The following is a 25215-nucleotide window of genomic DNA, read 5'->3' as shown; positions in this document are numbered from 1 at the left end:
GTCAGCGGCCCCTTTTCGCCAGGGTCAGGGCTCCGGCCAGGGCATCTCCCTTGGGCGGAACCAGGATCTCATCATAGCGCACCGGCAGATAGGGCCGATAGGGTTCGGCGAGCCCTCCCATCAGGGCGATCCTGGGGGCGCCAAGGTCTTTCAGGCGGTCGAGCATGGCGACGATGGCGCCGGTGGCTCCGGCAATCAGACGGTCCGCCACCACATCCCCCCCGGCGGCCTCGAACACCAGGGGAGCGAAGCGGCCATAATCCCTCGGCGTTGCGGTCCTGGCCCAGATCACCGCCTCGTTCGGATCGTCGTGGAAATGCGCCAGCAGGCGGCGGGTCAGATCGCTCATGGGGCCGAGCAGGTCGACGCTGAGCAGGGCGGCCCTGAGTGCGGCCCGTCCGAGCACGGCGCCGGAGGCGTCGTCGCCAAGGGCGAACCCCCAGCCACCGACCGAGGTCTCCCTGCCTCCCACCAGGGCGAGGCCCTGCGAACCCGTGCCGAGAATGAAGATGCCGCCATCCTGGCCGGCATGAGCACCGAGGCAGGCCGTGACCGCGTCCGAGGTGACGGTGAGGGCGCCATAACCGAAGGGAAAAGCAGCGATACTGTCGGCAAGGGCGGGAATATTGCCGCCGGAAAGACCGAGGCCGGCCCGGATCCGGGTCTTGGCTCCGGGGTCCAATCCGGCAGCGGCAAGTGCGGCATTGCCGGCTGCGGCGATGGCCGGGCCTGCAATATCGGTGCCGAGAGTCAGGTTGGAGGAGCCCGACAGGCCTTCGCCGATCAGCTTGCCGCTCTCGTCATAGAGGCGGGCGCGTGTATTGGTGCCACCGCCGTCGACCGCGAGATAGTAGATAGCCGTCATGCCTGTCTCCCAGGGCAAGGCGCCTGAACGCTGCTTGCCCTAACTCCTTGTTCCGACGCGTCTTTGCGATTCTTGACGATCCCGCGAAATCGCATGGCCCCATGGCCGTGGCATATCATCATCGCCCGCGGAATTCAGCCAGGATTCCGCCGCAGGCGCATACTCTCCACGGTCATGAGCAACAGCATAGGGCTGCTTTGTGCAGGCGACGCACAAGGTGGACGAGCCATGCAGAACAGACATATGAGGTGATCATGGCAGCGCATCCGGCCATAATCACAAGATATCAGTGTTTTTGCCTACATCTTATGCAAAAGGGGCACTCGTAACCAGGCGGCACTTGGGTTAAGGAGCACCGTCCTGGGATCAACGATCGAGAAGTGACACATGACTTCAACGTTGCACGACAAGCTCTATTCGGCCGAAGCGGCGATGGCTGTCGGTGATGAGGCGGCCAAGCTGCCCGAGGCGACCGGCGAGGCGCGGGCCTTCCGTGACCTGATCCTCGCCAAGCTGACCTATGCCGTCGGCAAGGACCCGATCGTGGCGCGCGACCATGATTGGCTGCGGGCCGTGAGCCTGGCGTTGCGCGACCATATCGTCGACCGCTGGATGGCGACGACGCGCGGCGTCTACCGCATGGGCGGCAAGCGTGTCTATTATCTCTCGCTCGAATTCCTGATCGGCCGCCTGCTCAAGGATGGCCTCAACAATCTCGGCCTCGTCGCCACGGCGCGCGAGGCTCTGGCTTCCGTCGGCGTCGATCTCGACATGATCGCCGAGATGGAGCCCGATGCCGCCCTCGGGAATGGCGGCCTCGGCCGCCTCGCCGCCTGCTTCATGGAGAGCATGGCCACCGTCGGCATTGCCGCCTATGGCTACGGCATCCGCTATGAGAACGGCCTTTTCCGCCAGAACATCGTCGATGGCTGGCAGACGGAATCGCCCGAGAACTGGCTGCAGAACGGCAATCCCTGGGAATTCCCGCGCCGTGAAGTCGCCTATGAAGTGGGCTTCGGCGGTGCCGTCGAAGCGACGGACGGCTGGGATGGCTCGGCCGTGCATAGCTGGAAGCCGGCAGAAACCGTGCTCGCTGTCGCCCATGACACGCCGGCCGTCGGCTGGCGCGGCAACCGCGTCAACACGCTGCGCCTGTGGTCGGCCCGCTCGCTCGATCCGATCTCGCTCGACGCCTTCAATGCCGGCGACCATATCGGCGCCCTGAATGACCGCACCAAGGCGGAATCGATCTCGCGCGTGCTCTATCCGGCCGATTCCACGCCGGCCGGCCAGGAATTGCGCCTGCGCCAGGAGTATTTCTTCACCGCCTCGTCGCTGCAGGACATCGTCCGCCGCCATTTGCAGCAGCATCGCGACATCAAGACCCTGCCTTCCAAGGCGGCCGTCCAGCTCAACGACACCCATCCGGCCATCGCCGTGGCCGAGCTGATGCGTATCCTGATCGACATTCACGGGCTGAACTGGGCCGACGCCTTCGCCATCACCCGCGAGACGATCTCCTACACCAACCATACGCTGCTGCCTGAGGCGCTGGAAACCTGGCCTGTGCCGCTGATCGAGCGCCTGCTGCCGCGGCACATGCAGATCATCTACGCCATCAATGCCCGCGTGCTGACCGAGGCGCGCGAGAGCGGCGCCTCCGATGCCATGATCGCCACCGTCTCGATCATCGACGAGAGCCATGGTCGGCGCGTGCGCATGGGCAATCTGGCCTTCGTCGGCTCGCACAAGGTCAATGGCGTGTCGGCCCTGCATTCGGAGCTGATGAAGGAGACGGTGTTCCGCGACCTCAACACGCTGTTCCCGGGCCGCATCACCAACAAGACCAACGGCATCACGCCGCGGCGCTGGCTGATGACCGCCAATCCGGGGCTGACCACGCTGCTGCGCGAGACCATCGGCGATGGCTATCTCGACGATGCCGAAAAGCTGGTGGCGCTGGAACCCTACGCCACGGATGCCTCCTTCCAGGAGGCCTTCGCGGCCGTCAAGCATGCCAACAAGGCGCGCCTGGCCAAGGTGCTTCAGCAGACGGTGGGCCTGCGTGTCGATCCTTCCGCGATGTTCGACGTCCAGATCAAGCGCATCCACGAATATAAGCGGCAGCTTCTCAACATCCTCGAGACCATCGCGCTCTACAATGCCATCCGCGCCCATCCCGAGCGCGACTGGGCGCCGCGCGTGAAGATTTTTGCCGGTAAAGCGGCGGCGAGCTACACGGCGGCCAAATATGTGATCAAGCTGATCAACGACGTCGCCAAGGTGGTGAACTCGGATCCGGCCGTGCGCAACCTGCTCAAGGTCGTGTTCATGCCGAACTACAATGTCAGCCTCGCCGAGGTGATCATTCCGGCCGCGGACCTGTCCGAGCAGATCTCGACCGCGGGCCTGGAAGCCTCGGGCACCGGCAACATGAAGTTCGGCCTCAACGGCGCGCTCACCATCGGCACGCTCGACGGCGCCAATGTCGAGATGAAGGAGCATGTCGGCGACGACAACATCTTCATTTTCGGCCTGAAGGCACATGAGGTCGAGGAGAAGAAGCGCCAGGGCCGCAATCCGGCCGACGCCATCGCGGCCTCGCAGGCCTTGGCCGAGGTGCTCGATGCGGTGGAAAGCGGCGTGTTCTCGCCGACCGACCGCGAACGCCATCGCGGCACGGTGCAGTCGCTGCGCTCCAGCGACTGGTTCTTCGTCACCGACGATTTCGACGCCTATGCCGCCGCGCAGCGCAATGTCGATACGCTGTGGGCCAACAAATCGGCCTGGCGCGAGAAGTCGATCCTCAACGTCGCACGCATGGGCTGGTTCTCCTCGGACCGCACCATCCGCGAATATGCCGACGAGATCTGGGGCGTGCAGACGACGCCGGTGGAGTAGACGCTGCTATTCCGGCAATCTCGATAAGATTTGCGTCCCGCGAGGCATGAAACACAGCTTCGCGGGATGTTGTTTGTCTGGAGACCAGTGTCTCAGGCCTTGATCCCATAGAGCAGTGGCATCAAGCCGACCATGGCCCTGAAGCGGTCCCAGGATTTTTTGGGCGGGGCCGTCCATCCGGTTTCCGCCAGGGCCGAAATGCGGGGAAAGATCAGGCGGTCGAACACGCCGCGGTCGGTCATCGGTTCGGACCAGATGCAGGTCTGCACGCCCAGGAAATGTTGCCTCTGGGTATCCGACCAGCCTTCCACCGGATCGAAACGGTAGATCTTTTCGGCGTCGGACCAGCCGGCCCAGCCGGCGCCCGGCTCTGACCAGGCCGGACTGTTGGCCATGTCCAGATAGTAGACCTGTCCGGGGCAGACGACGATGTCATAGCCTTCGGACGCCAGCCTGGCGCTGATCTCTACCGTGTGCCAGCCATTCAGGTAGCAATTGGCCTTGTCGATGCCGCCGCCATGCGCCGCCTCTTCCCAGGCGCCCGTGATGCGGCCCCTGGCGGTGAGCGAGGCCTGGACGCGTTGCAGGAAGTGGGCCTGCAATTCGGCCGTGCTGCCGCCGCCCAAAGTCTTGAGATGCGCCATGGCCTGAGGAGAGCCTTCCCAGGCACCCGCCGGGACCTCGTCTGCGCCGACATGGATGGTGCGGGAGGGAAAGAGCTCGAGCAATTCGTCCAGGAGCTTCTCCACGAAGGCATAGGTCTCCTCACGGGCGGGATTCAGGCAGTTGTTCGGAAAGCCCTGGATGGAGAAATATTCGCCCTGTTCATCTGGATCGCGCAGCGAGGGCAGGGATTGCAGCACCGAGTAGCAATGGCCCGGCATGTCGATCTCCGGCACGACGTCGATGCCGAGGCGCGTTGCGAGATCCACGATCTGCCGGATCGCTGTCTTGGTATAGTAGCCGCCCGTAGGTGCCGCTCCGGAGCCGAGCAGCGAGGGGATGGCCAGGCCATGGCCGCGCCAGGCGCCGGTGGCGACCAGTTCCGGATAGGCCTCGATCTCCACGCGCCAGGCCTCGTCGTCGGACAGGTGCCAGTGGAAGCGGTTCAGCTTGTTCCAGGCGAGAACGCGCAGGAATTGCGCGATCTCGGCCGAGCCGTAGAACTGGCGGGCGACGTCGAGATGGGTGCCGCGCCAGCGAGCCCAGGGTTCGTCCCGGATCTCGCCCTCCAGAGGGAACAGGAAGGTCTGCGGATGCAGGCGAGTGCCGCGCAGTATCTGTCCAAGCGTGATCAGACCGTAGAGGAAGCCGGCGCGGCTTGCGGCCGTGAGCGTTACGCCCTCTTCGGCGAAAAATATCCGGTAGGCTTCGGCTGCCATGTCGTCCTGATGCTGCAGGGTAACGGCGAGTCCGCCTTCGGCCTCGGGCCGGACGATGCCTTCCACCGGGAACAGGCTGGTCGCCAGTTCGCCAAAGGCGGCGATGGCCTGGCCGGCCTCACCGGAGCCGGCCTGGGGGGCAAGCCCCAATGGCACGCCGCGCCGGCCGGTGACTGAAACTTCGTTCGGCCAGGGAACGATGGAGACGGCCACGGGCGCGATATCCGGCACGGGATAGACGTCCGCGCCCCGCTTGGGCGAGGCATTGTCGCCGCTGGACCGGCTGGGTATGACCGTGACCGGCAGATTGGTTCCGTCGTCGAAAACGACATAGGCGGTGTTGGTTCCATCGGTCCAATGCCGCAGCGGATAGCTGAGGCCCCGGGCGGTGACGGTCCAGGCCGTGTTCGGCTGCAGAACGAATCCTTCGGGTGGCGCGAACTCGGCATAGTTCGACAGGCGGGTTCGAAGCGAGCCGCCTTCGATCGTGGCGGCAGGGTCTATGCGTCCCGGCCCGCTGATGCAGAGCCGAAATCCCGATATGGCCCTGTCGGATGTATTGGTCAGGGTCAGGGCATATGCGAGCTGCCGATCCTCGCTGGATGGTGTCCAATGAGTTTCGAGGCGAAGAAGATTGCGCACGGATATCGTCATGAAAGTCTCTCGAAGGGCAAAGATCAACTGGAAGCTTTGAGGAGGCCGGCGAAGATGCCGGGCGTGGAATCGGCGATCGGTGTCGCGCCGACCGTGCGGGCATAGAATTCCACCGGCCCAACATCGCCGATGGCGGCGTAGGCATAGCCCTGCGCACGCATGTCATTGAGGCAGGCGAGAAGCAGGGCATGGCCGATGCCGCGGCCGCGTTCGGCCTCGTTCACGCCGGTGGGGCCGAAGAACCCCCGGGCGGTAGCGTCGTAGCAGGCGAAACCGAGCAATTGTCCCTGCCTGACCGCAATGAAGCATGAGACCGGCTGGCGGCAGAGAGCTACGGTCGCCTCGCTGGCCCAGCCGGCGGTGAAATGCCGGCGGATCCACTCCGTTATTGCGGCAAGCTCCGGGGGGAGGGCACGCCGGAGCGTGATGCCCGCGTCGTCGAGGCGGGTGTCCAACACCTTGTTCGGCACGAGGTCGTAGAGTTTGACGAGAAGGTCCATGCAAAGTCCTGTTCAGTCTGAAGCGTTCTGTTCTGGAGATCCGGCTATCCGGACGAAATGGTTCGGGCCTGCCTGCTCGATCGTGTTCGAGGCGGGGCGCGAAATGCGGCGAATGTCTTCGGCTCGGCTGAGAAAGGCGCTGCTTTGGCCCGGGATGAACGGGCGGTTCGGATCGGGAACCGCGGAGAGCAGCAGCTTGGTGTAGGGGTGGCGCGGATTGGTGATCACCGCCAGGGCATCGCCCCATTCCACCATCTGCCCCGCGAACATCACGACGATCTCCTCCGCGACATGGGCGGCCGTGGCGATGTCATGGGTGATGTAAAGCACAGCCAGATTGCGCTCCCGCTTGATGCCGGCAAGCAGGTCGAGGATGCCCTGCCGGATCGAGACGTCGAGCATCGAGGTGGGCTCGTCCGCCAGCAGGACCTGTGGGCGAACCGCAATGGCGCGGGCGATGATGACCCGCTGGCGCTGCCCGCCGGAGAGCTGGTGCGGGAATTTGCCGATCGTCACCTCGGGATCGAGGCCGACGCTCTCCAAAAGCTGCTTCACGCCTGCCTGGCCCTCGGCGCGTCCCCGGGCATGGCCATGCAGCAGCAGGGGCCGGATGAGGTGGTGACCGATGGAAAAGACCGGGTTGAGCGAGGCGAAGGGATCCTGGAACACCATCTGCACCGCGCGCCGATAGGCTTTTTCTTCCTCGTGGGTGCCGGGTTGCGTGACGTTCCGGTTGTGGAAGTGCAGCGTTCCCCCGCTCGGCCGGTCCATGCGGGCGATGATGCGGGCGCAGGTGGTCTTGCCGCAGCCGGATTCGCCGACCAGAGCCAGCGCCTTTCCGGGGACAAGCGACAGGGTGATGCCGCGCAGGGCCTGCACGATCCCGTAGGAGCGGGTGATGTTCTCCAGCCGGATGATCGGGGCAGTCGCCGGCTGCAAACGGGTCGGGGAAGCCAGCATGTTCATCAAAGGCTCCCCTCGAGATGGCGGGCCACCGGCAGGGCCGGGATGGCGCTCCACAATTTGCGGGTATAGTCGTGCCTGGGGGCCATGCTGATCTGGCTGGTATCGCCGACCTCCACGAGTTCGCCCTTCAGCATCACGCCGATGCGGTGGCAGATCTGCGCCATCAGATGCAGGTCATGGGTGATGAAGAGCACCGAAAAGCCCTGGCTTTGCTGCAAATCCACCATTTGTTCCAGGATTTCCCGCTGCACCACGACGTCGAGTGCGGTGGTCGGCTCGTCCATGATGATCAGTTCGGGATGGAGGGCGAGGCAGATCGCGATGACGATGCGCTGACGCATGCCGCCGCTGAACTGGTGCGGATAATGGCCCAGGCGATCGACGGGAATGCCGACCAGGCGAAACATGTCCTCCGCCCTGGCGCGCGACTGTTCCCGCGAATAGCCCTTGTGAAGCCGCAGCACGTCGTGGAACTGCGCCTCCACACGCAAGAGCGGGTTGAGGGAGTTCATGGCGCTCTGGAAGACCATGCCGATCTTGCGCCAGCGGATGCGTCTGAGCTCGTCCTCCGGCAAGGTCAGGATGTCCTGGCCGTTCAGCAGGATGCGGCCGCCCGTGGTCAGGGCCGGGGGCTTGGCCAGGCGGGTGATGGCATAGGCGATCGTGCTCTTGCCGCAGCCGGATTCGCCGGCAAGCCCGAAGAGTTCGCCGCGCCGGATCTGGAAGGAGACTTGCCTGACCGCATGGAAGGCTCCCTTGTCGAGCAGATAGTCGACGCTCAGATTCTGGATGTCGAGAAGTACCTCGCTCATGATCGGCTCCTCGACAGGCGTTTGCGCCGGTTGCTGAGCTGCAGCCAGCGGGTCAGGGCGGGGCCCGATCGCAATTGCGGATTGGCGATCTCGTCGAAGGTGAAGTTGAGCAGCGACAGGCCGAATCCGACCAGCATGATGCCGATGCAGGGCGTGGCGATGTCCCACCAGGCGCCGACGATGATGGCAGAGGAGTTCTGCGCATTGTAGAGCATGGTGCCCCAGCTGACGTTCAGCGGGTCGCCGAAGCCGAGATATTCAAGCGTGGTCTGGGCGACGATGGCGTAGATGACGCTGCCGACGAAATTGAGGGCCAGCAACGGCAGAAGGTTGGGCAGGATCTCGACGAAGACGATGCGCCAGCTCGGTTCGCCGATCATGCGCGCGGCAACCACGAATTCACGGTTGCGCAGCGCCAGCATCTGGGAGCGCGTCATGCGAGCGCCCCACGGCCAGGACGTCAGGGCGATGATGCTCATGATGGCGACGGGGCCGACCTTGCCGGCGAAGGAAGCGAGCAGGATCAGGAGCGGTATGTTGGGTATGACCAGCACCGCATTGGTGAGGAGGTCGAGGGCGTTGTCGGTACGTCCACCGGTATAGCCGCCGATCAGGCCGAGCAGCGTACCCAGCGCCGTGATGGCAAGGCCTGTGGCAAACCCCACCGTCAGGGAGGAGCGCGCCCCCCAGACAAACTGGCTGAAGACGTCCCGCCCCATCTTGGTGGTGCCGAGCACGTGTTCGGCGCTGGGCGGCTGGTGAGGGCGGCCGACACGGGCCGCCGGATCGTTGGGGGCCAGAACCGGCGCCAGGAGGGCCATCAGGCACAACAGCACCACGATGACGAGGCCGACGACGGCTTTCTTCTGTTTCAGGACGGCCGTCATGCCCGGGCCTCCTCGATGCGCGGATCGATCGCGCCATAGATGAGGTCGACCAGGAGATTGGCGCCGAGCGTCGCCAGCGTCATCAGCAGGAGCTGGCCCTGGATGACTGGATAGTCGCGCGCCACGCTGGCCGTGTAGAGCGTCAGGCCCAGGCCCGGATAGTTGAAGACGATCTCGGTGACGATGGAGCCACCGAAGACCGCGCCCAGGATCAGCGCGAGGTTGGTGAGCACGGGCAGCAGGGCGTTGCGGGCGGCATAATTGAACATCACCGCCATTTCCCTCAGACCCTTGGCCCGTCCCATGGTGACGTAATCCTCCCCCAGAACCGAGATCATGCTGGTGCGCATGGTGGTCAGGAATTCGCCGATGAGCGCAGGGGAAAGGGCGAGCACCGGCATGGCCGCATGGAGGAGGACGCTGCCGATGAAGCTCGGCGAGAAGGACGGATCGAGGGACGGATCATAGGCATAACCCACCGGCAGCCAGCGCAGGGACACGCCGAAGACGAACAGGATCGACAGGCAGATCACCACCGGCGGTACCGATTTCATCACGATGGCCAGCGGCGAGACGATGGTGTCGAAGCGCCCGCCGCGCCGCCAGGCCGCCAGTGCACCGAGCAGGACGCCGACGATGAGCGAGAAGGTGATGGCACCCAAGACCAGGAAGGCGGTCCAGCCGGCGGAGCGGGCAAGGACTTCGGTGACGGTCTGGGGATAATATTTGACCGATACCCCCAGATCGAACGTAGCCAAGCCTTTGATATAGTCGATGAACTGATGCCAATAGGATTGATCCACGGCGCCGAAGCGGGCGCGGATGGCGTCGACGGCCGCGGGCGTGGCGCGCGGGCCGAGCTGGGCGATCATCCCGTCGACCGGGCTGCCGGGCATCAGCCGCGGCAGCAGGAAGCTGACTAGGATGGCGAAGACGAAAGCGGTGCCATAGACCGCCAGCCGGCGGGATGAGAGCCGCATCAGTTGGCGTTCGCGACCGGCTGCAGGCGCAACAGATGCATGAGCCTGATGCGGTTGTCGTCATGGTTCTCAGGATTCATCGCGGGATCATCCTTGGTTACCCAGCCGGTGAAACGCTTCGAGCTGTACTGATACCAGGTCGGGCCGTTGAACAGCGGCACCATGGGGAAGTTGTCGGCGATGTGGAGCTGGATCTTGTCGAAGATTGCCCTGAAATCCGCTTCCTTGGAGGCGCGCTTATAGTCCTCGAACAGTTTGTCGAGCTCGGTATTGGTATAGCGCGAGGCGGCGAAGGACGACCGGCCGACATAGGGGGTGGCAAGGGTCTGGTAATAGGCACGGAACGGTGTCGGGCCATCGGGCCGGGACTGGAATACCGTATCGTAATTGCCTTCGACGATCTGCTTGTTCCACTGCTCGTATTCGGGCGTGGCCACCGAGGCGTTGATGCCGGCTTTGCGCAGGCCCTCCACGCCGATCTGCACCGCGTCGATCCAGTCCGTCCAGCCATTCGGCACGGCGACGGTGAAGGCGATCGGCTCGCCCTTCGGGGTCTTACGGAAGCCATCCGATCCCTTCGCGTAGCCTGCGTCGTCGAGGAGCTTGCCGGCCTTGTCGATGTCATAGGCCATCCAGGCGTCCTGACCCTGCTGGGCCTGTGGATTGGCCCAATTGTCGAAATGCAGCGGCAGGCCGGTGGCGTGGGGATTGACCTTCGGATAGCCGAAGCCGGCGATATCGACCATCGATTTGCGGTCCATGAGCAGGCTGACGGCCTGGCGGAACTTGATGTCGTCGAAGGCCGCCTTGTTGCCTGGATTGGTGGTCTTGAGGTTCATCTCGAAGGAAACGGTGTTGGCCGAGGGCTGCCAGTAACCATTATGCTTGGGATCGAGCGAGACATAGGTCTTGTCGATTTCCGGCAGGAACGAGCCGAACCAGTCGATGTTTCCCTCCGGCAAGGTCGCGAGCATCTGGTCGTTGCCGCTGATCTGCGGCAGCTTCAGGCAGTCCACCTTCAGATGTCCGGCATCCCAGTAATTGGGATTGCGGCATTGCTCGTAGACCTGCGGGGTGAAGCGGCGGATTTCGGTCATCGGGCCGGAGCCGACGGGGTTCTCGTTCTTGTAGGCGAAGGGATCGCCCACATCCTTCCAGACATGCTCGGGCACGACTGTGAAATCGGCGAGAGACTCGGGAAACTGGGAATCGATGTCCTTGAGATTGACCTTGACCTGGTTGGGCGCCGGCAGCTCCACCGACTGTACCGCGGCGCCGACTCCGACGATGTCGATGGAAGGGTTCTTCATCATCAGGTCGAAGGTGAATTTGACGTCCTTGCCGGTCAATGGCTGCCCGTCCGACCATTTGACGCCGTCGCGGATGGTGTAGGTGACGGACTTCAGGTCATCGGAGAATTTGTAGCCGGTGGCCAGGCGATAGATCGGCTTGCCATTGTCATAGGCGTTGAAGATGACCAGGGGCTCGTAGATGAAGTCGAGCGTGCTCTGCCGGCGCCCGGCTGCGTCGAACGGGTTGAAATTGCGCACCCAGCTGGTCTGCTCCTCGATATGCATGGTGAGCAATGCCTCCGCCGAGGCACTGCCGATGATGCTGCTCGCACATAAAGCAATCAGGATGCGTCTCATGTTCCACCTCTGTTATGGGATCGATCCCACATTTATTTATGGTCATTGACAGAACTCATCCCGGCCGGTGCTCGGCACAGATCGGGATGAGCTTTCCTACACTCTTGCTGCCTCCACGGCGTGGTCCGTCTGATGTCTTGCCGAAGGATGGACGACGCTTTCCCTAACGATCAGTTCGGCGGGAATGACGACGTCATCCGGAACGAAGTTCCTGTCGGCAATCATGCCGAGCAGGAGTCTTGCAGCCGTCTGACCGGCTATCTCCGTCGGCTGGCGTATGGTCGTCAGCGACGGGGTGAGATGCCTCGCGTGGAAATTGTCGTCGAAGCCGAGGAGGGAGATCTGTTCCGGCGCCTTGACGCCATGGTGCCGCAGCGCCAGCAGGACGCCGGCGCCAATATCGTCGTCGCCGGCAAAGATGGCGCTGACCTTCCGGCCCGACGCCAGCAGCCGTTCCGTCGCTTCGTAGCCGAAGCGTTCCTTGTAATCGCCGGCTTCCAGATAGATGTCGGCCCGGCTCATGCCGACTTCCGCCAGGGCGGTGTCGATGCCGCGCAGACGCTCGCGCGTGTCGAAATAGGTGGGCGTGCCGGCGAAATAGGCGATGTCGCGGTGACCCATGGTCAGCAGGTAGCGCATGCCATCGAGAGCGCCATTGTAGTTGTCGATGCCCACTCTCGCCCAGGCGAGCGAGGTCGGCTCTCCGCCGATCGCCACGATTGGAATATCGGCCTTGGCCACCACGTCCTTGACCTCGTCGCTCACGGCATTTTCGAGATAGAGGATCAGGCCGTCGCAGGAACGGTCGATCAATTCCAGGATCGCCTGCGATTCCTCATGCGCCTGGGCATAACCGCTGGCGAGCAGGATCGACTTGTCGGCAGCCCGGCATACGCTCTGCATGCCACCGACCATCTGAGCGTAGAAGGGGCTGGCGACGTTGACGACGACCGCGCCGATGATCTCCGAGCGATTGGAGCGCAGCCCCCGCGCCATGGTGTTGGGCCGGTAGCCCAGTTCCGCGATGGCCGCTTCCACCGCCTGCCGGGCATTGTCCGAGACATAACCATTGCCGGCGATGATCCGCGATACCGTCGATCGCGAAACACCGGCGCGCCTGGATACGTCTCTGATCGTGGCCACGAAGGCTCCGCAGCTTCATTATGGGATCGATCCCATATCTAGAACGCATGTTTGCGACGATGTCAAATCTCCCCATGGATTTTCGGCTGGTCCTTCCTGAGGCAGCCGCGCCGGCGGTTGTACGAAGTCCGCCGACGGGTTGCTTTGAGGCGGAACAACCAAATTTTTCACCCTGCGGGGTTCCCGGCATAACCCATTTGGGCAGGCTGCGTTTAATCGTTGACCGGTGTAGCAAAAGCCCTAGCTTGTGTTCGAGAGGATCACAGGAAGACGCCTGATCCCCGGCAAGACAGGCGTTTCGATCCAGTCCGAAAAGGGGTCGCGGCGCTTGGCAAAAACAACGAAGACGAACGCTCCCACCGCCAGAGCCGTAAAGCCGGCGCCCTTGGCCAAGCGGCCGGCCAGCCGCGGCAAGACAGCGGATTGGCGTTTGTCGGACGTGGAAGTCGCGGCGCTCGCGGCGGGACGCCATGCCGATCCATTCGCCGTGCTCGGTCCGCATGAGACGCCGGCTGGTCTGGTCATTCGTGCCTTCATCCCCAATGCCGAGACGCTGTCGGTGCTTGCACCCAATCTGGTCGGGCCTGTCGCCCTGGAGCGGCGGCATGGCGATGGCGTCTTCGAAGGCCTGGTGCCCGACAGCGTCGGGATCTATCGCTTGCGTGCCGTCAATGCTGGCGGGCAGTGGGAGGTCGAAGATCCCTATCGCTTCGGGCCGCTGCTGGGACAGGTCGACGACTATCTGCTGACGGAAGGCACGCATCTGCGGCTGTGGGACAAGCTCGGTGCCCGCCCCCTGCGCCATGGCGATATGGAGGGTGCGCATTTCGCCGTCTGGGCGCCGCATGCCAGGCGGGTATCGATCGTCGGCGATTTCAACGATTGGGACGGTCGCCGCCATCCCATGCGCAAACGCGTCGACACTGGCGTGTGGGAAATCTTCCTGCCGGGCGTCGGCGTCGGCGCCTACTACAAATACGAGATTATCGGGCCGAACGGCGCACTGCTGCCGCTGAAGAGCGATCCCTTCGCCTTTGCCAGCGAATTGCGACCGGGCACGGCCTCGAGGGTCGTCTCATCGGAGCCTTTCGTCTGGACGGATCAGCAATGGCTCGAAGAGCGGGCGCATCGCGATGCCAGGCGGGCGCCGATGTCGATCTATGAGGTGCATCTCGGTTCCTGGAAGCGGGGCGAGCAACAGCGCTTCCTCAGCTACGACCAGCTTGCCGACGAACTGATCGCCTATGCCGTGCACATGGGCTACACCCATATCGAATTGCTGCCGGTGACGGAGCATCCCCTCGATGCCTCCTGGGGTTATCAGCCGACGGGCATGTTCGCGCCATCAAGCCGTTTCGGTTCGCCCGAGGGGTTCGCCCGTTTCGTCGACCGTGCCCATGCCGCCGGGATCGGCGTGATCCTCGACTGGGTGCCCGCGCATTTCCCGACCGACTCGCATGGCCTTGCCTGGTTCGATGGCAGCGCGCTCTATGAACATCCCGATCCACGGCGCGGCTTTCATCCCGATTGGAACACGGCGATCTACGATTTCGGCCGGCGCGAAGTCGCCAATTTCCTGATAGCCAACGCCCTGTTCTGGCTGGAGCGCTACCATATCGACGCGCTGCGCGTGGATGCCGTCGCCTCCATGCTCTATCTCGATTATTCGCGCCGGGATGGGGAATGGCTTCCCAACATCCATGGCGGGCGCGAGAATCTCGATGCCATCGCCTTCCTGCAGCGCATGAACACGGAGGTTTATGCGGCCCATCCCGGCGTCATGACCATCGCCGAGGAATCCACCGCCTGGCCCGGCGTGTCGAAACCGGTGCATGATGGCGGGCTCGGCTTCGGTTTCAAGTGGAACATGGGCTTCATGCACGACACGCTCAGCTACATGCAGCGCGAGCCGGTCTACCGCCAATATCACCATGACGATCTGACCTTCGGTCTCATCTACGCCTTTGCCGAGAATTTCGTGCTGCCGCTCTCGCATGACGAAGTGGTCCACGGCAAGAATTCCATCGTCAACAAGATGTCCGGTATGGACGGCGACAAATTCGCGACCCTTCGGGCTTACTACGCGCTGATGTGGGCCTATCCCGGTAAGAAGCTGTTGTTCATGGGACAGGATTTCGGCCAGCGCCGCGAATGGAACGAGAATGTCGGGCTGGACTGGGACCTGATGCAATATGGCCCGCACAAGGGGCTGAGCGACCTCGTCCGCGACCTCAACCATCTCTATTGCGGCCGCGCGGCACTGCATCAGCGTGATTGCGAAGGTGACGGCTTCGAATGGATGGTCGTCGACGATAATGCGAATTCGGTGTTCGCCTGGGCGCGCTATGCCACCGATGCGATGCCGATCGTGGTGGTGGCCAATCTGACGCCCGTCGCGCGCGACGACTATCTGCTGCCCCTGCCGCTGGCGGGGCAGTGGTGGGAAATTCTCAATACCGACTCCGAGCGTTATTTCGGGCTCAATCGCGGCAATGCCGGTGGAGCCTATGCATATGCTAGCGATTGGAAGGGAAAATCGGCGGCTGCGCGGATCAATTTACCGCCCCTGACGGCCATCATGCTGGAATGGGCGGGGAACTAGACCGGGAAGTTGGCGTTGCATGTCTTTGAGAGTCGACGCCGCGACAGGGCCGAGACTGAAGAAGAAGGCAGCAGCGTCCAAAGCGTTTTGCGATTTGGCGGAATCGCCAAGAATCGCAAAGACGCACTGGCCAATCCGTTGGATTGGCCAGGAAACAGGGAGTTGGAGCAAAAAAGCGTTTAGTCAGGAACGCGCTTTGCGCCAGGGATTATCAAGTGGGAGGAACTGTATGACGGAACCGAGGCATTCGAAGGGTGGGCCGCTGGCACGTTCGGCCATGGCTTATGTGCTGGCCGGAGGCCGTGGCAGCCGCCTGATGGAACTGACCGACCGGCGCGCCAAGCCCGCGGTCTATTTCGGAGGTAAGAGTCGCATCATCGATTTCGCCCTTTCGAACGCGATCAATTCGGGTATCCGTCGGATTGGCGTGGCCACGCAATACAAGGCGCACTCGCTGATCCGCCACCTCAGTCGAGGCTGGAACTTCCTGCGGCCGGAGCGCAACGAAAGCTTCGACATCCTGCCAGCCAGCCAGCGCATTTCGGAGGACATGTGGTATCGAGGCACCTCCGATGCGGTCTACCAGAACCTGGACATCATCGACGGTACAGGGGTCGAATATATGGTCATCCTCGCGGGTGACCACATCTACAAGATGGACTATGAGCTGATGCTCAAGCAGCATGTCGAGCAGAACGCCGACGTCACCATCGGCTGCCTCGAAGTGCCGCGCATGGAGGCCACCGGCTTCGGCGTCATGCATGTCGACGAAAAGGATCGCATCGTCGCCTTTGTCGAAAAACCCAAGGATCCGCCCGGCATTCCCGGCAATCCGGAGATGGCTCTGGCCTCTATGGGTATCTATGTGTTCTCGATGAAGTTCCTGACGGAGGAGCTGAACCGGGATGCCAATGATCCCAATTCGAGCCGCGACTTCGGCAAGGACATCATTCCCCACATCGTCAAGAACGGCAAGGCGGTGGCGCACCGTTTCCCGGCGAGCTGTGTGCGTTCCGAGCACGAAAAGGAGTCCTATTGGCGCGATGTCGGCACGGTGGATGCCTATTGGGAAGCCAATATCGACCTCACCGACGTCGTCCCGGCGCTCGACCTTTACGACCAGGAATGGCCGATCTGGACCTTCGCCGAAATTACGCCGCCGGCTAAGTTCGTGCATGACGCCGAAGGACGGCGTGGCACGGCGATCTCCTCGCTGGTCTCGGGCGGCTGTGTCGTCTCCGGGGCACTATGCAAGCACTCGCTGCTTTACACCGGCGTGCGCATCAACTCCTTTTCCAGTGTCGAAAGCGCCGTGATCCTGCCCTATGTCGAGATCGGCCGCTCGGCCCACCTCAAGAATGTGGTGATCGATCGCGGCGTGGTGATTCCGGAAGGCTTGGTGGTGGGTGAGGATCCCATACTCGACGCCAAGCGTTTCCGGCGGACCGACAAGGGTATCTGCCTGATCACCCAGCCCATGATCGACAAGCTGAACCTGTGAAGACAGGCCCAATTTTTCGATGACCGAAATTTCTCGATGATCAAAGTTTCTCGATGATCAAAGTTCTTGCCGTTGCGTCCGAAATCCATCCGCTGGTCAAGACGGGGGGGCTCGCCGACGTCGTCGGCGCGCTGCCTGCCGCCTTGAAAGGCCATGACGTGGTGGTGACGACCGTGATCCCGGGCTATCCGGCCGTGATGGCCGCGGCCGACAAATGGGAAACGGTGGCCAAGCTGCCGGGCTTCTTCGGCGGTCGCACGACCATCAAGCGGGCGTCGATCGGCGAGCTCGATCTTCTGGCCGTGGACGCGCCGCATCTGTTCGACCGGCCGGGCAATCCCTATGTCGACGCGGATGGGCGCGACTGGCTCGACAATCCCCAGCGCTACTGCGCTCTGTCGAGCGCCGCCGCCGAGATCTGCCAGGGGCTGGTCAAGACTTACAGGCCCGACATCGTGCATGTGCATGACTGGCAGGCGGCGATGACGCTGGCCTATCTCAACTACACCGAGGCCGTCAGGCCGAAATCGGTGATCACCGTGCATAATCTTGCCTTCCAGGGCCAATATCCTCGCTCGATCCTCGGCAGCCTGGGCCTGCCGCAGCGGGCCTTCGCCCTGGACGGCGTCGAGTATTACGGCATGATCGGCTTCCTGAAGGCCGGGCTGCATTTTGCCGACCGCATTACCACCGTCTCGCCGCGTTATGCTGCCGAGATCAAGACGGCGGAAGCCGGCATGGGGCTGGAAGGCCTCCTAGCCGGTCGCGCCGATGTGCTCTCCGGTATCGTCAACGGCATCGACGAACGGGTCTGGAATCCCCAGACCGATCCGAATCTCGCTGTCAATTACGACGCCAAATCCCTCGCCAAGCGCGCGGGCAATCGCAAGGCGCTCGAAGAGCGTTTCGGCCTCGATCACGACGACTCCCCGCTGTTCTGCCTGGTCAGCCGCCTGACCTGGCAGAAGGGCATCGACATTCTCGCAGAGGCGCTGCCGCATCTGGTTGCCTCGGGGGCGCGGTTCGCTTTGCTCGGTTCGGGTGACAGGGAGTTGGAGGGCATCTTCCGCCAGGCCAGCCTCCAGCATCCGGGACGTGTCGGCGCGGTGTTGGGCTTCGACGAGGCGCTCTCGCATCTGATGTTCGGTGGCTCGGACATGACCTTGGTGCCGTCCCGCTTCGAGCCCTGTGGCCTCACCCAGCTCTATGGCCTGCGCTATGGCTGCGTTCCCGTGGTTGCGCGTGTCGGCGGGCTCTCCGACACCATCGTCGATGCCAACGATGCCGCATTGACGCTCAAGGCCGCCACGGGCGTACAGTTCCAGCCGATCACGCCGGACATGCTGCGCGACGCCATTTCCAGGGCTATCGGCCTCTACAACGACAAGCCCGTATGGCAGGCGATGCAGCGCCGTGGCATGGGGCTGGACCAGTCCTGGGATCTCAGGGCCGCCGGCTATGCCAAGCTTTATCGCGAGCTCTTGGGGTGAGGGGGGCTTGTCGACAGCTTTTCAAGGGTAGCGCTGCCCCTCACCCTTACCCTCTCCCCGTGAAAACGGGGCGAGGGGGACTTCGACGTCGCGACTTGTCCAGCAGGCGAGACGTCTCGTATCGAGACGCCGCGTTTGGCGCCCCTCGCCCCGTTCTTACGGGGAGAGGTAAGGTGAGGGGCATCGCGCCTTTGCCTTTGATCGACCGAACTTCGGATAAACCAGAACCGGAACCTCACTATGATCCGCACTGTCCCGACCCAACCCTTCGATGGCCAGAAGCCCGGTACGTCCGGCTTGCGCAAGAAGGTGCCGGTGTTCCAGCAGCCGCATTACGTCGAGAATTTCGTGCAATCGATTTTCGACACTTTGGAAGGATTTGCCGGCAAAACATTGATCGTGGGAGGCGACGGGCGCTATTACAACCGCGAAGTCGTTCAGACCATCCTCAAGATGGCGGCAGCGGCGGGCTTCGGCCGCATCAAGGTGGGACAGGGCGGCCTGATGTCGACTCCAGCCGTCTCGGCCGTCATCCGTAAATATGGGGCCTTCGGCGGCATCGTGCTTTCTGCCTCCCACAATCCCGGCGGGCCGGACGGGGATTTCGGCATCAAGTACAATATCGGCAATGGCGGTCCGGCGCCCGAGAAGATCACCGACGCCGTCTTTGCCCGCACCAAATCGATCAGCGAGTTCAAGATCGCGGATGTGCCGGATCTCGACATCGACCAGCTTGGCGAGACTGCGATCGGCGACACCGTCGTCGAGGTCGTCGATCCGGTCGACGACTATGCCGAGCTGATGGGCAAGCTGTTCGACTTCGATGCCATCCGGGAGCTGTTCAAGTCCGGCTTTACCATGCGCTTCGACGCGATGTCGGCCATCACCGGCCCCTATGCCCGCCGCATCATCGAGGATCTCCTTGGCGCAGCGCCAGGTAGCGTAGTGAACTCGACGCCGCTACCCGATTTTGGCGGCCATCATCCCGACCCCAACCCGGTCAACGCCAAGGATCTCTACGATCTCATGATGGGGCCTAATGCTCCCGATTTCGGGGCGGCTTCCGATGGCGACGGCGACCGCAACCTGATCATTGGCCGCGGCATCTTCGTCACGCCCTCCGACAGCCTCGCCATCCTGGCAGCCCATGCTCATCTGGCGCCGGGCTATGCCAAGGGCATCTCCGGCATCGCCCGCTCGATGCCCACGAGCCTTGCGGCGGACCAGGTCGCCAAGGCGATGGGGGTGGGCATCTACGAGACGCCGACCGGCTGGAAGTTCTTCGGCAACCTGCTCGATGCCGACCGCGTCACCATCTGCGGCGAGGAAAGCGCCGGCACCGGCTCGAACCATGTTCGCGAGAAGGATGGCCTGTGGGCGGTACTGCTCTGGCTCACCTTGCTGGCCAAGCGCCGCCAGCCCACGCTCGACATCGTCCGCGAGCATTGGGCCAAATATGGCCGGAACTATTATTCGCGCCACGACTATGAAGCCGTGCCCACAGAGGCCGCCAATGCGGTGATGGAAGCAGTCCGCTCGCAGATCCCCAGCCTGCCCGGCAAGAGCTTCGGTGCGCTCAAGGTCATTTCGGCCGACGATTTCGCCTATCACGATCCCGTCGACGGCTCGGATTCGAAGAACCAAGGCCTGCGCGTCCTGTTCGAGAACGGCTCGCGCATCGTCTACCGCCTCTCCGGGACGGGTACGGAAGGCGCGACGCTGCGTGTCTATCTCGAGCGCTACGAAGCCGATCCCGCCCATCACGGCATCGAGACGCAGGCAGCCCTCGCCGATGTCATCGCCGTCGCGCGCCAGCTCAGCGGCATCGCCGAGAAGACGGGCATGGCGGAGCCGAGCGTGGTGACCTGAGGAGGGTGATTTACCTTCTCCCACAAGGGGAGAAGGTAGTCCTACCCTCGCGGTGCGCAGAGCTTCGGCTGGTCCAGCGCCACCGGCTCGAGAAGGCCGGCGGCGATGCGCTTGGCGGTGCGGTCATCGGTCAACTGGCCCGCCAGGGCATAGGTGCGGCGCATCAGCTCCATCGCGACCGCCTTGCGATCGCTGGCGGCCGCGATGGCCGCCCCGTCAATGGGATCGCCGATGGCGATCGGCAGGATCGTGCCGATGCGATCGCGCACCTCCTTGAAGATCAGCGACAGGCGCAGGGTTTGGTTGAGGTGGCTGGCGATCTGGAAGAGGCGGCTGTTCTGGCCGCCGAAGAAGATCGGCACCACAGTGGCCTTGGAGCGCTGGATAAGCTGTACCGTGAAGGGCTGCCAGGGCGCATCCATGGCGGGACGCCGGCCGAGTTTGTCGGGCGAGGTCGAGACGCCGCCGGCCGGGAAGACGATCACGCAGCCACCGCGGTCGAGCAGCCGGCGCGCTTCGGCCCTCGTGCGCAGATTGGTCTGCATCGCCTCCTCGGTCTCCGCGAAATCGACCGGGAGCAGAAAAGCCTGCGTTTCCGGCGCATGCAGCAGCACGGCGTTGGTGAGGATGACGAAGTCCTGGCGAACGAGGCCGATCAACCAGGCGATGGTGACGCCGTCGAGAACGCCATAAGGATGGTTGGCCACGATGACGCAGGGGCCCGTCTTCGGAATCTTGTCGAGTTGGGCTCTGTCGAATTGGACGTCGAGCCGGAGTTGGCGAACCGCGGCGGCGAAGAAGGTCTCGCCGGCCACGGGGTTGCGCTGGTTCTCCAGATAGAGCCGCTTCAGCCGAGGTTGCCCCGTCACCTTTTCGATGGCGCGGATCAGGGCGCGTTTCGGCTTGGAAAAGGTCGGATCCGCATAGGTGAACTGGACGGCTTCGGCCCCGGCGGGGTGGGCATTGTCGCGAACCATGGGTTTCCTCAGGGCGCTCCATCGCGCCGGGATGTTCCTATAGCAAAACACACGGCAAGGACATTGGCAGGCTTCGATCCACGCGCAACTGGCGCTACGGCAAGAATTTAGCGGAGGCCTGTCATCTAGCCTTTGCGTTTTGATCGTCCAAGATGTCAGGAAAGTACGACAGGCATTCGACAATCGAGGCAAGGACCGTATGGCACGTTCAAGCATGGCGAACCCCGGCACGGAAGCTCCGCTTGGAGCGAGCTGGATCGGGAAAGAGGTCAATTTCGCCGTTCACGCCGCCGAAGCCGAGCGGATCGAGCTTTGCCTGTTCGATGCCGATGGTACCGAGAGCCAGAGGATCGCGCTCCCCGGCCGCAGCGGTGCCGTGCATCATGGCCGTATCGGCGGCCTCGCGGAGAGGCAGCTCTATGGGCTGCGGGCTCACGGTCCCTGGCGCCCGGAGGAAGGACTGCGCTTCAACCCGGCGCGCCTCCTGATCGATCCCCATGCGACGAGACTCGTCCTGCCCGAGGGCATGACCTCCGCCTTGCCGGTGAAGGGAGCACAGGGCGTGGACGATCTCGTCCTTGACGAGACCGACACCGCCGCGATCATGCCGAAAGCCGTGCTGGAGCGGATAGTGCCGGACAAGACCCGTCCTTCCGGCGTGAAGCCCGAAACCCGCATCATCTATGAAGTCCATGTGAAGGGCTTCAGCCAGGCCCATCCCGGCATCCCGGCCGATCTGCGCGGCACCGTCGCGGCCCTGGCCCATCCGGCGGCGATCGCGCATTTCACCGAACTCGGCATCACCACGCTCGAATTGATGCCGCTCGCCGCCGCCATAGACGAGCGGCATCTCGAGCCGCTCGGACTGAGGAACTACTGGAGCTACAATCCCGCCTGCTTCCTTGCGCCCGACCCGCGCCTTGCTCCCGGCGGCATGGCCGAGATCGCGCAGACGGTGGACCGGCTGCACGAGGCCGGTTTCGAAGTGCTGCTCGACGTCGTCTACAACCACACGTCCGAAAGCGAGGAGCGTGGCGGCACCCATTCGTTGCGCGGGCTCGACAATCGGTCTTATTACCGGCTTGCCGACAATCCGCGCTTCTACGCCAACGATACCGGCTGCGGAAACACGCTGGCGCTCGATCGCGAGCCGGGCCTCGGCCTCACTCTCGCCGCCCTCAGGCATTGGGCCGAGGCTGGCGGCTTTGACGGCTTTCGCTTCGATCTCGCCCCGGTGCTGGGGCGCCGGCCTGATGGCTTCGATCGAGAGGCGCCCTTGTTCGCCGCCATTGCGGCCGATCCCGTCCTCAGCAACCGGCTGATGATCGCCGAGCCCTGGGATATCGGTCTCGGGGGCTATCAGCTCGGCCATTTTCCGCAAGGGTGGGCGGAATGGAATGATCGCTACCGCGACGATGTCCGGCGGTTCTGGCGCGGCGATGGCGGCATCGGCACACTGGCGACGCGCCTGGCCGGCTCCTCGGATCTGTTCGATCCCGGCAGTCGCCGCCCCACCGACAGTATCAATTTCGTCGCGGCCCATGACGGCTTCACACTGGCCGATACGGTGAGCTTCGCCGGCAAACACAACGAAGCCAATGGCGAAGGCAATCGCGACGGGCATGCGGGCGAGATAAGTTGGAACAATGGCGCCGAAGGGCTGAGCACGGCGCCGGAGATCGTATCGCTCAGGCGCAGCCATGTCCGGGCCATGCTGGCGAGCCTCCTGCTATCGCGTGGCACGCCAATGATCGCCATGGGCGACGAGCTTGGCCGCAGCCAGCGCGGCAACAACAATGCCTATGCGCAGGACAATGCGATTACCTGGATCGATTGGGCCAATGCCGATCGTTCGCTGATCCAGTTCGTCGCAAGCCTGACGCGCCTGCGCAAGTCGCTGCCCCTGGTGAAAGTGAACACGTTCCTGACCGGCAAGCCCTATCCCGACAACGGGGCTGAGGGGGAGTCCGACGTGACCTGGCTCGGGCCGAGCGGCCAGCCTTTGCAGGATAATGAATGGGGCAATCCGGCTTTGCGCAGCCTCGGCATGGCCCTGACGGGGCCAGATGGCACGAAAGCGCTGATCTGGTTCCATGCCGGCGCCGAACCGCTTCATGCCCGCCTGCCCGACCTTGCACCCGGGCAAGTTTGGCGGCTGGCGCATGTCAGCGACGAATATCAGGCCTTCGCACCGCCGGTGCTCTACGGTGCCTTCGACATCATGGAACTCGCGCCGCGCTCGGTCGGCGTGTTCATCGCCGAGCCTGGCCGCGCGCCGCGGCGGGACGGGGATACACCGCCAGAAGTGATCGAACTCCTGGCCAAGGCGGCGGGCATCGCGCCGGAATGGTGGGAGGTTTCCGGCCGCCACACTTTGGTCTCCCAGGACACCAAGCGCGCTCTGCTCACCGCCATGGGCCTGCCGCACCATTCGCTCGCCCAGGCGCGCGAGAGCCTGGACCATCTGCGCTCGCTCGGCGCTCCCATCGGGAACGGGCAAGCCAGGGCCCATCTGCCGCCGGCGCTCGCCGAGGGCGGCAAGCGCTTTGGCCTTTCCGCCCAGCTCTATACGCTGCGACGGCAGGGAGACCAGGGTGTCGGCGATTTCCGTACGCTGGAGAGCTTTGCGAAAGACTCGGCCGGCAAAGGCGCCAGCCTGATCGCGCTCAATCCCTTCCATGCCATGTTCCCGTCCGACCGGCAGCGGGCCAGTCCCTATCAACCCTCCGACCGCCGCTTCCTCGATCCGGCCCTGATTGCCCTTGATGCCGTGCCCGAACTCGAAGGCCGGCTCACGGTCCCACCGCCCACTGGGCGTCTGGTCGACTGGCCCGAGGTCTGGCGCCACAAGCGCGCTGCGCTGGTGGAGGCCTTCGCCATCCTGTCCGAACGGCCTTCACGTCTGGCTACCTTTCGAGCCTTCCAGGCCGCGGGAGGCGAGGCGTTGGCCCGTTTCTCGCTGTTCCAGGCGCTGGAAGAGCTGGCCGGCTCGACGGCTATCCCGGCGATGTCGACGGCGGCCTTGTCCCCGGAACTGAGGCAGTCCGCCGACTTCGCCGGCTACCTGCAATTCCTGGCGGAGGAGCAGCTTGCCGCTGCCAGCCGCAACGGTCTTGCCATCGGCTTTTGCCGAGACCTGGCCGTCGGCGCAGCGCCCGATGGTGCCGAGGTCTGGACGGCGCCCGAGGCCTTCCTCAAGGGGGTTTCGGCCGGGGCACCGCCCGATCCCTTCTCGGCCAGCGGCCAGGTCTGGCATATTCCGCCGCTTGATCCGGTGGCTCTGCGCCAGAGCGGCTTTGCCCATTATCGCGAGCTGCTCGCCGCCAATATGCGCCATGCCGGAGCGCTCCGCATCGACCACGTCATGGCGCTGACGCGCCTCTTCGTGGTGCCCGACGGCGCACCGGCCAGTGAGGGCGCCTATCTGACCTATCCGCTCGAAGGCATGCTGGAGGTGCTGGCCGAGGAGAGCCAGCGCCATCGCTGCATGGTAGTGGGCGAAGATCTCGGCACCGTGCCGGAAGGCCTGCGCGAGCGGCTCGCTGAAGCCGAGCTCTATTCCTACCGAGTGCTGTTCTTCGAGCGCGACGGCGCGGTCTTCCGTCGCCCCGACGTCTATCCGGCCGCGTCGCTGGCCTGCGTCGCCACGCATGACCTGCCGACTTTGCGCGGCTGGTGGAGCGGCGCGGACATCGCGCTGGAGCGCTCGCTCGGCCGGCCCGTTGCCGATGATGCCGAGGCGGCACGCGCCGAGGACAGGCAGGCGCTAATGCAGGCCGTCGGCACCGAGGAGAGCACCTTGACGCCTGCGCTCGTCGGCGCCATCCACGGCTTCCTGGCCTCTGCTTCCTCGGGGCTTGTCGCTGCGCAGGTCGAGGATCTCGCCGGGGAGGCAGAGCCGGTCAACGTGCCGGGGACCAATCGCGAATATCCCAATTGGCGCCGCCGCCTCGACCTCGATGTCCACGCCATGCTGGATACCGACGAGGCCAAGACGGTATTCGAGGCGATGCGGCAGGCGGGGCGGGCAGCTTAGT

Annotated in this window: 16 protein-coding genes; 6 read left to right on the top strand and 10 right to left on the bottom strand. The window is 63.8% G+C overall.

The genetic code is table 11. From position 1 onward, the window contains the following. Nucleotide 1: 1 nt before the first annotated feature. The gene (locus ACR9ZN_RS16055; RefSeq protein WP_481272658.1) at nucleotides 2–865 is read right to left on the bottom strand and encodes a glucosamine kinase nucleotide-binding domain-containing protein; all 864 of its coding nucleotides are present in this window, start codon (nucleotides 863–865) and stop codon (nucleotides 2–4) included. Between the two features lie 387 nt (nucleotides 866–1252). On the opposite strand from ACR9ZN_RS16055, the gene ACR9ZN_RS16050 reads away from it, so the two are divergent. After that, on the top strand, nucleotides 1253–3766 hold the full coding sequence (locus tag ACR9ZN_RS16050) for a glycogen/starch/alpha-glucan phosphorylase (RefSeq protein ID WP_454814997.1): 2514 nt from the start codon (nucleotides 1253–1255) through the stop codon (nucleotides 3764–3766). A 92-nt stretch (nucleotides 3767–3858) separates the two neighbouring features. Here ACR9ZN_RS16050 and ACR9ZN_RS16045 read toward each other — a convergent pair whose 3' ends face one another. The 8 genes from ACR9ZN_RS16045 to ACR9ZN_RS16010 form a co-directional block, all read right to left on the bottom strand. Beyond that, on the bottom strand, nucleotides 3859–5802 hold the full coding sequence (locus ACR9ZN_RS16045) for a beta-N-acetylhexosaminidase (protein WP_481272657.1): 1944 nt from the start codon (nucleotides 5800–5802) through the stop codon (nucleotides 3859–3861). 23 nt (nucleotides 5803–5825) lie between these two features. Beyond that, nucleotides 5826–6302, bottom strand: coding sequence for a GNAT family N-acetyltransferase (locus ACR9ZN_RS16040; protein ID WP_454814993.1), 477 nt, complete (start codon nucleotides 6300–6302; stop codon nucleotides 5826–5828). A gap of 12 nt (nucleotides 6303–6314) precedes the next feature. Further along, nucleotides 6315–7262: an ABC transporter ATP-binding protein gene (locus ACR9ZN_RS16035; RefSeq protein ID WP_481274361.1), complete on the bottom strand. Its 948-nt coding sequence runs from the start codon at nucleotides 7260–7262 to the stop codon at nucleotides 6315–6317. Nucleotides 7263–7267: 5 nt separating this feature from the next. Further along, nucleotides 7268–8080 carry an ABC transporter ATP-binding protein gene (locus ACR9ZN_RS16030; RefSeq protein ID WP_454814991.1) on the bottom strand — a complete coding sequence of 271 codons (813 nt, stop codon included), beginning with the start codon at nucleotides 8078–8080 and terminating at the stop codon, nucleotides 7268–7270. Beyond that, on the bottom strand, nucleotides 8077–8967 hold the full coding sequence (locus ACR9ZN_RS16025; RefSeq protein ID WP_481272656.1) for an ABC transporter permease: 891 nt from the start codon (nucleotides 8965–8967) through the stop codon (nucleotides 8077–8079). Before ACR9ZN_RS16025 ends, ACR9ZN_RS16030 begins: the two co-directional genes overlap by 4 nt. Beyond that, nucleotides 8964–9947, bottom strand: coding sequence for an ABC transporter permease (locus tag ACR9ZN_RS16020; RefSeq protein WP_481272655.1), 984 nt, complete (start codon nucleotides 9945–9947; stop codon nucleotides 8964–8966). The genes ACR9ZN_RS16025 and ACR9ZN_RS16020 overlap by 4 nt, the downstream gene beginning before the upstream one ends. Then, nucleotides 9947–11596, bottom strand: coding sequence for an ABC transporter substrate-binding protein (locus ACR9ZN_RS16015; RefSeq protein WP_454814987.1), 1650 nt, complete (start codon nucleotides 11594–11596; stop codon nucleotides 9947–9949). Before ACR9ZN_RS16015 ends, ACR9ZN_RS16020 begins: the two co-directional genes overlap by 1 nt. Before the next feature lie 96 nt (nucleotides 11597–11692). Further along, the gene (locus ACR9ZN_RS16010; RefSeq protein WP_481272654.1) at nucleotides 11693–12739 is read right to left on the bottom strand and encodes a LacI family DNA-binding transcriptional regulator; all 1047 of its coding nucleotides are present in this window, start codon (nucleotides 12737–12739) and stop codon (nucleotides 11693–11695) included. A 328-nt stretch (nucleotides 12740–13067) separates the two neighbouring features. Between ACR9ZN_RS16010 and glgB the strand changes: the two genes are divergently transcribed. The 4 genes from glgB to ACR9ZN_RS15990 all read left to right on the top strand — a co-directional run bounded on the left by glgB (nucleotide 13068) and on the right by ACR9ZN_RS15990 (nucleotide 20201). After that, nucleotides 13068–15341, top strand: a complete 2274-nt coding sequence (glgB, locus tag ACR9ZN_RS16005; protein WP_434957384.1) for a 1,4-alpha-glucan branching protein GlgB — start codon at nucleotides 13068–13070, stop codon at nucleotides 15339–15341. 229 nt (nucleotides 15342–15570) lie between these two features. Then, nucleotides 15571–16842: a glucose-1-phosphate adenylyltransferase gene (glgC, locus tag ACR9ZN_RS16000; protein WP_434957383.1), complete on the top strand. Its 1272-nt coding sequence runs from the start codon at nucleotides 15571–15573 to the stop codon at nucleotides 16840–16842. Nucleotides 16843–16898: 56 nt separating this feature from the next. Then, on the top strand, nucleotides 16899–18332 hold the full coding sequence (gene glgA / locus ACR9ZN_RS15995) for a glycogen synthase GlgA (protein ID WP_454816805.1): 1434 nt from the start codon (nucleotides 16899–16901) through the stop codon (nucleotides 18330–18332). A gap of 240 nt (nucleotides 18333–18572) precedes the next feature. Continuing rightward, on the top strand, nucleotides 18573–20201 hold the full coding sequence (locus tag ACR9ZN_RS15990; protein WP_454814982.1) for an alpha-D-glucose phosphate-specific phosphoglucomutase: 1629 nt from the start codon (nucleotides 18573–18575) through the stop codon (nucleotides 20199–20201). Between the two features lie 41 nt (nucleotides 20202–20242). On the opposite strand, the gene ACR9ZN_RS15985 is transcribed toward ACR9ZN_RS15990, so the two are convergent. Further along, nucleotides 20243–21178, bottom strand: a complete 936-nt coding sequence (locus ACR9ZN_RS15985; protein ID WP_481272653.1) for a lysophospholipid acyltransferase family protein — start codon at nucleotides 21176–21178, stop codon at nucleotides 20243–20245. Nucleotides 21179–21377: 199 nt separating this feature from the next. Between ACR9ZN_RS15985 and glgX the strand changes: the two genes are divergently transcribed. Continuing rightward, nucleotides 21378–25214 carry a glycogen debranching protein GlgX gene (gene glgX, locus ACR9ZN_RS15980; protein ID WP_481272652.1) on the top strand — a complete coding sequence of 1279 codons (3837 nt, stop codon included), beginning with the start codon at nucleotides 21378–21380 and terminating at the stop codon, nucleotides 25212–25214. Nucleotide 25215 lies beyond the last annotated feature (1 nt).

The sequence above is a fragment of the Labrys sp. HAY1-8F genome (assembly GCF_056754975.1).
The sequence above is the reverse complement of the archived record's forward strand: the minus strand, read 5'-3'. Positions and strand labels throughout refer to the sequence as shown.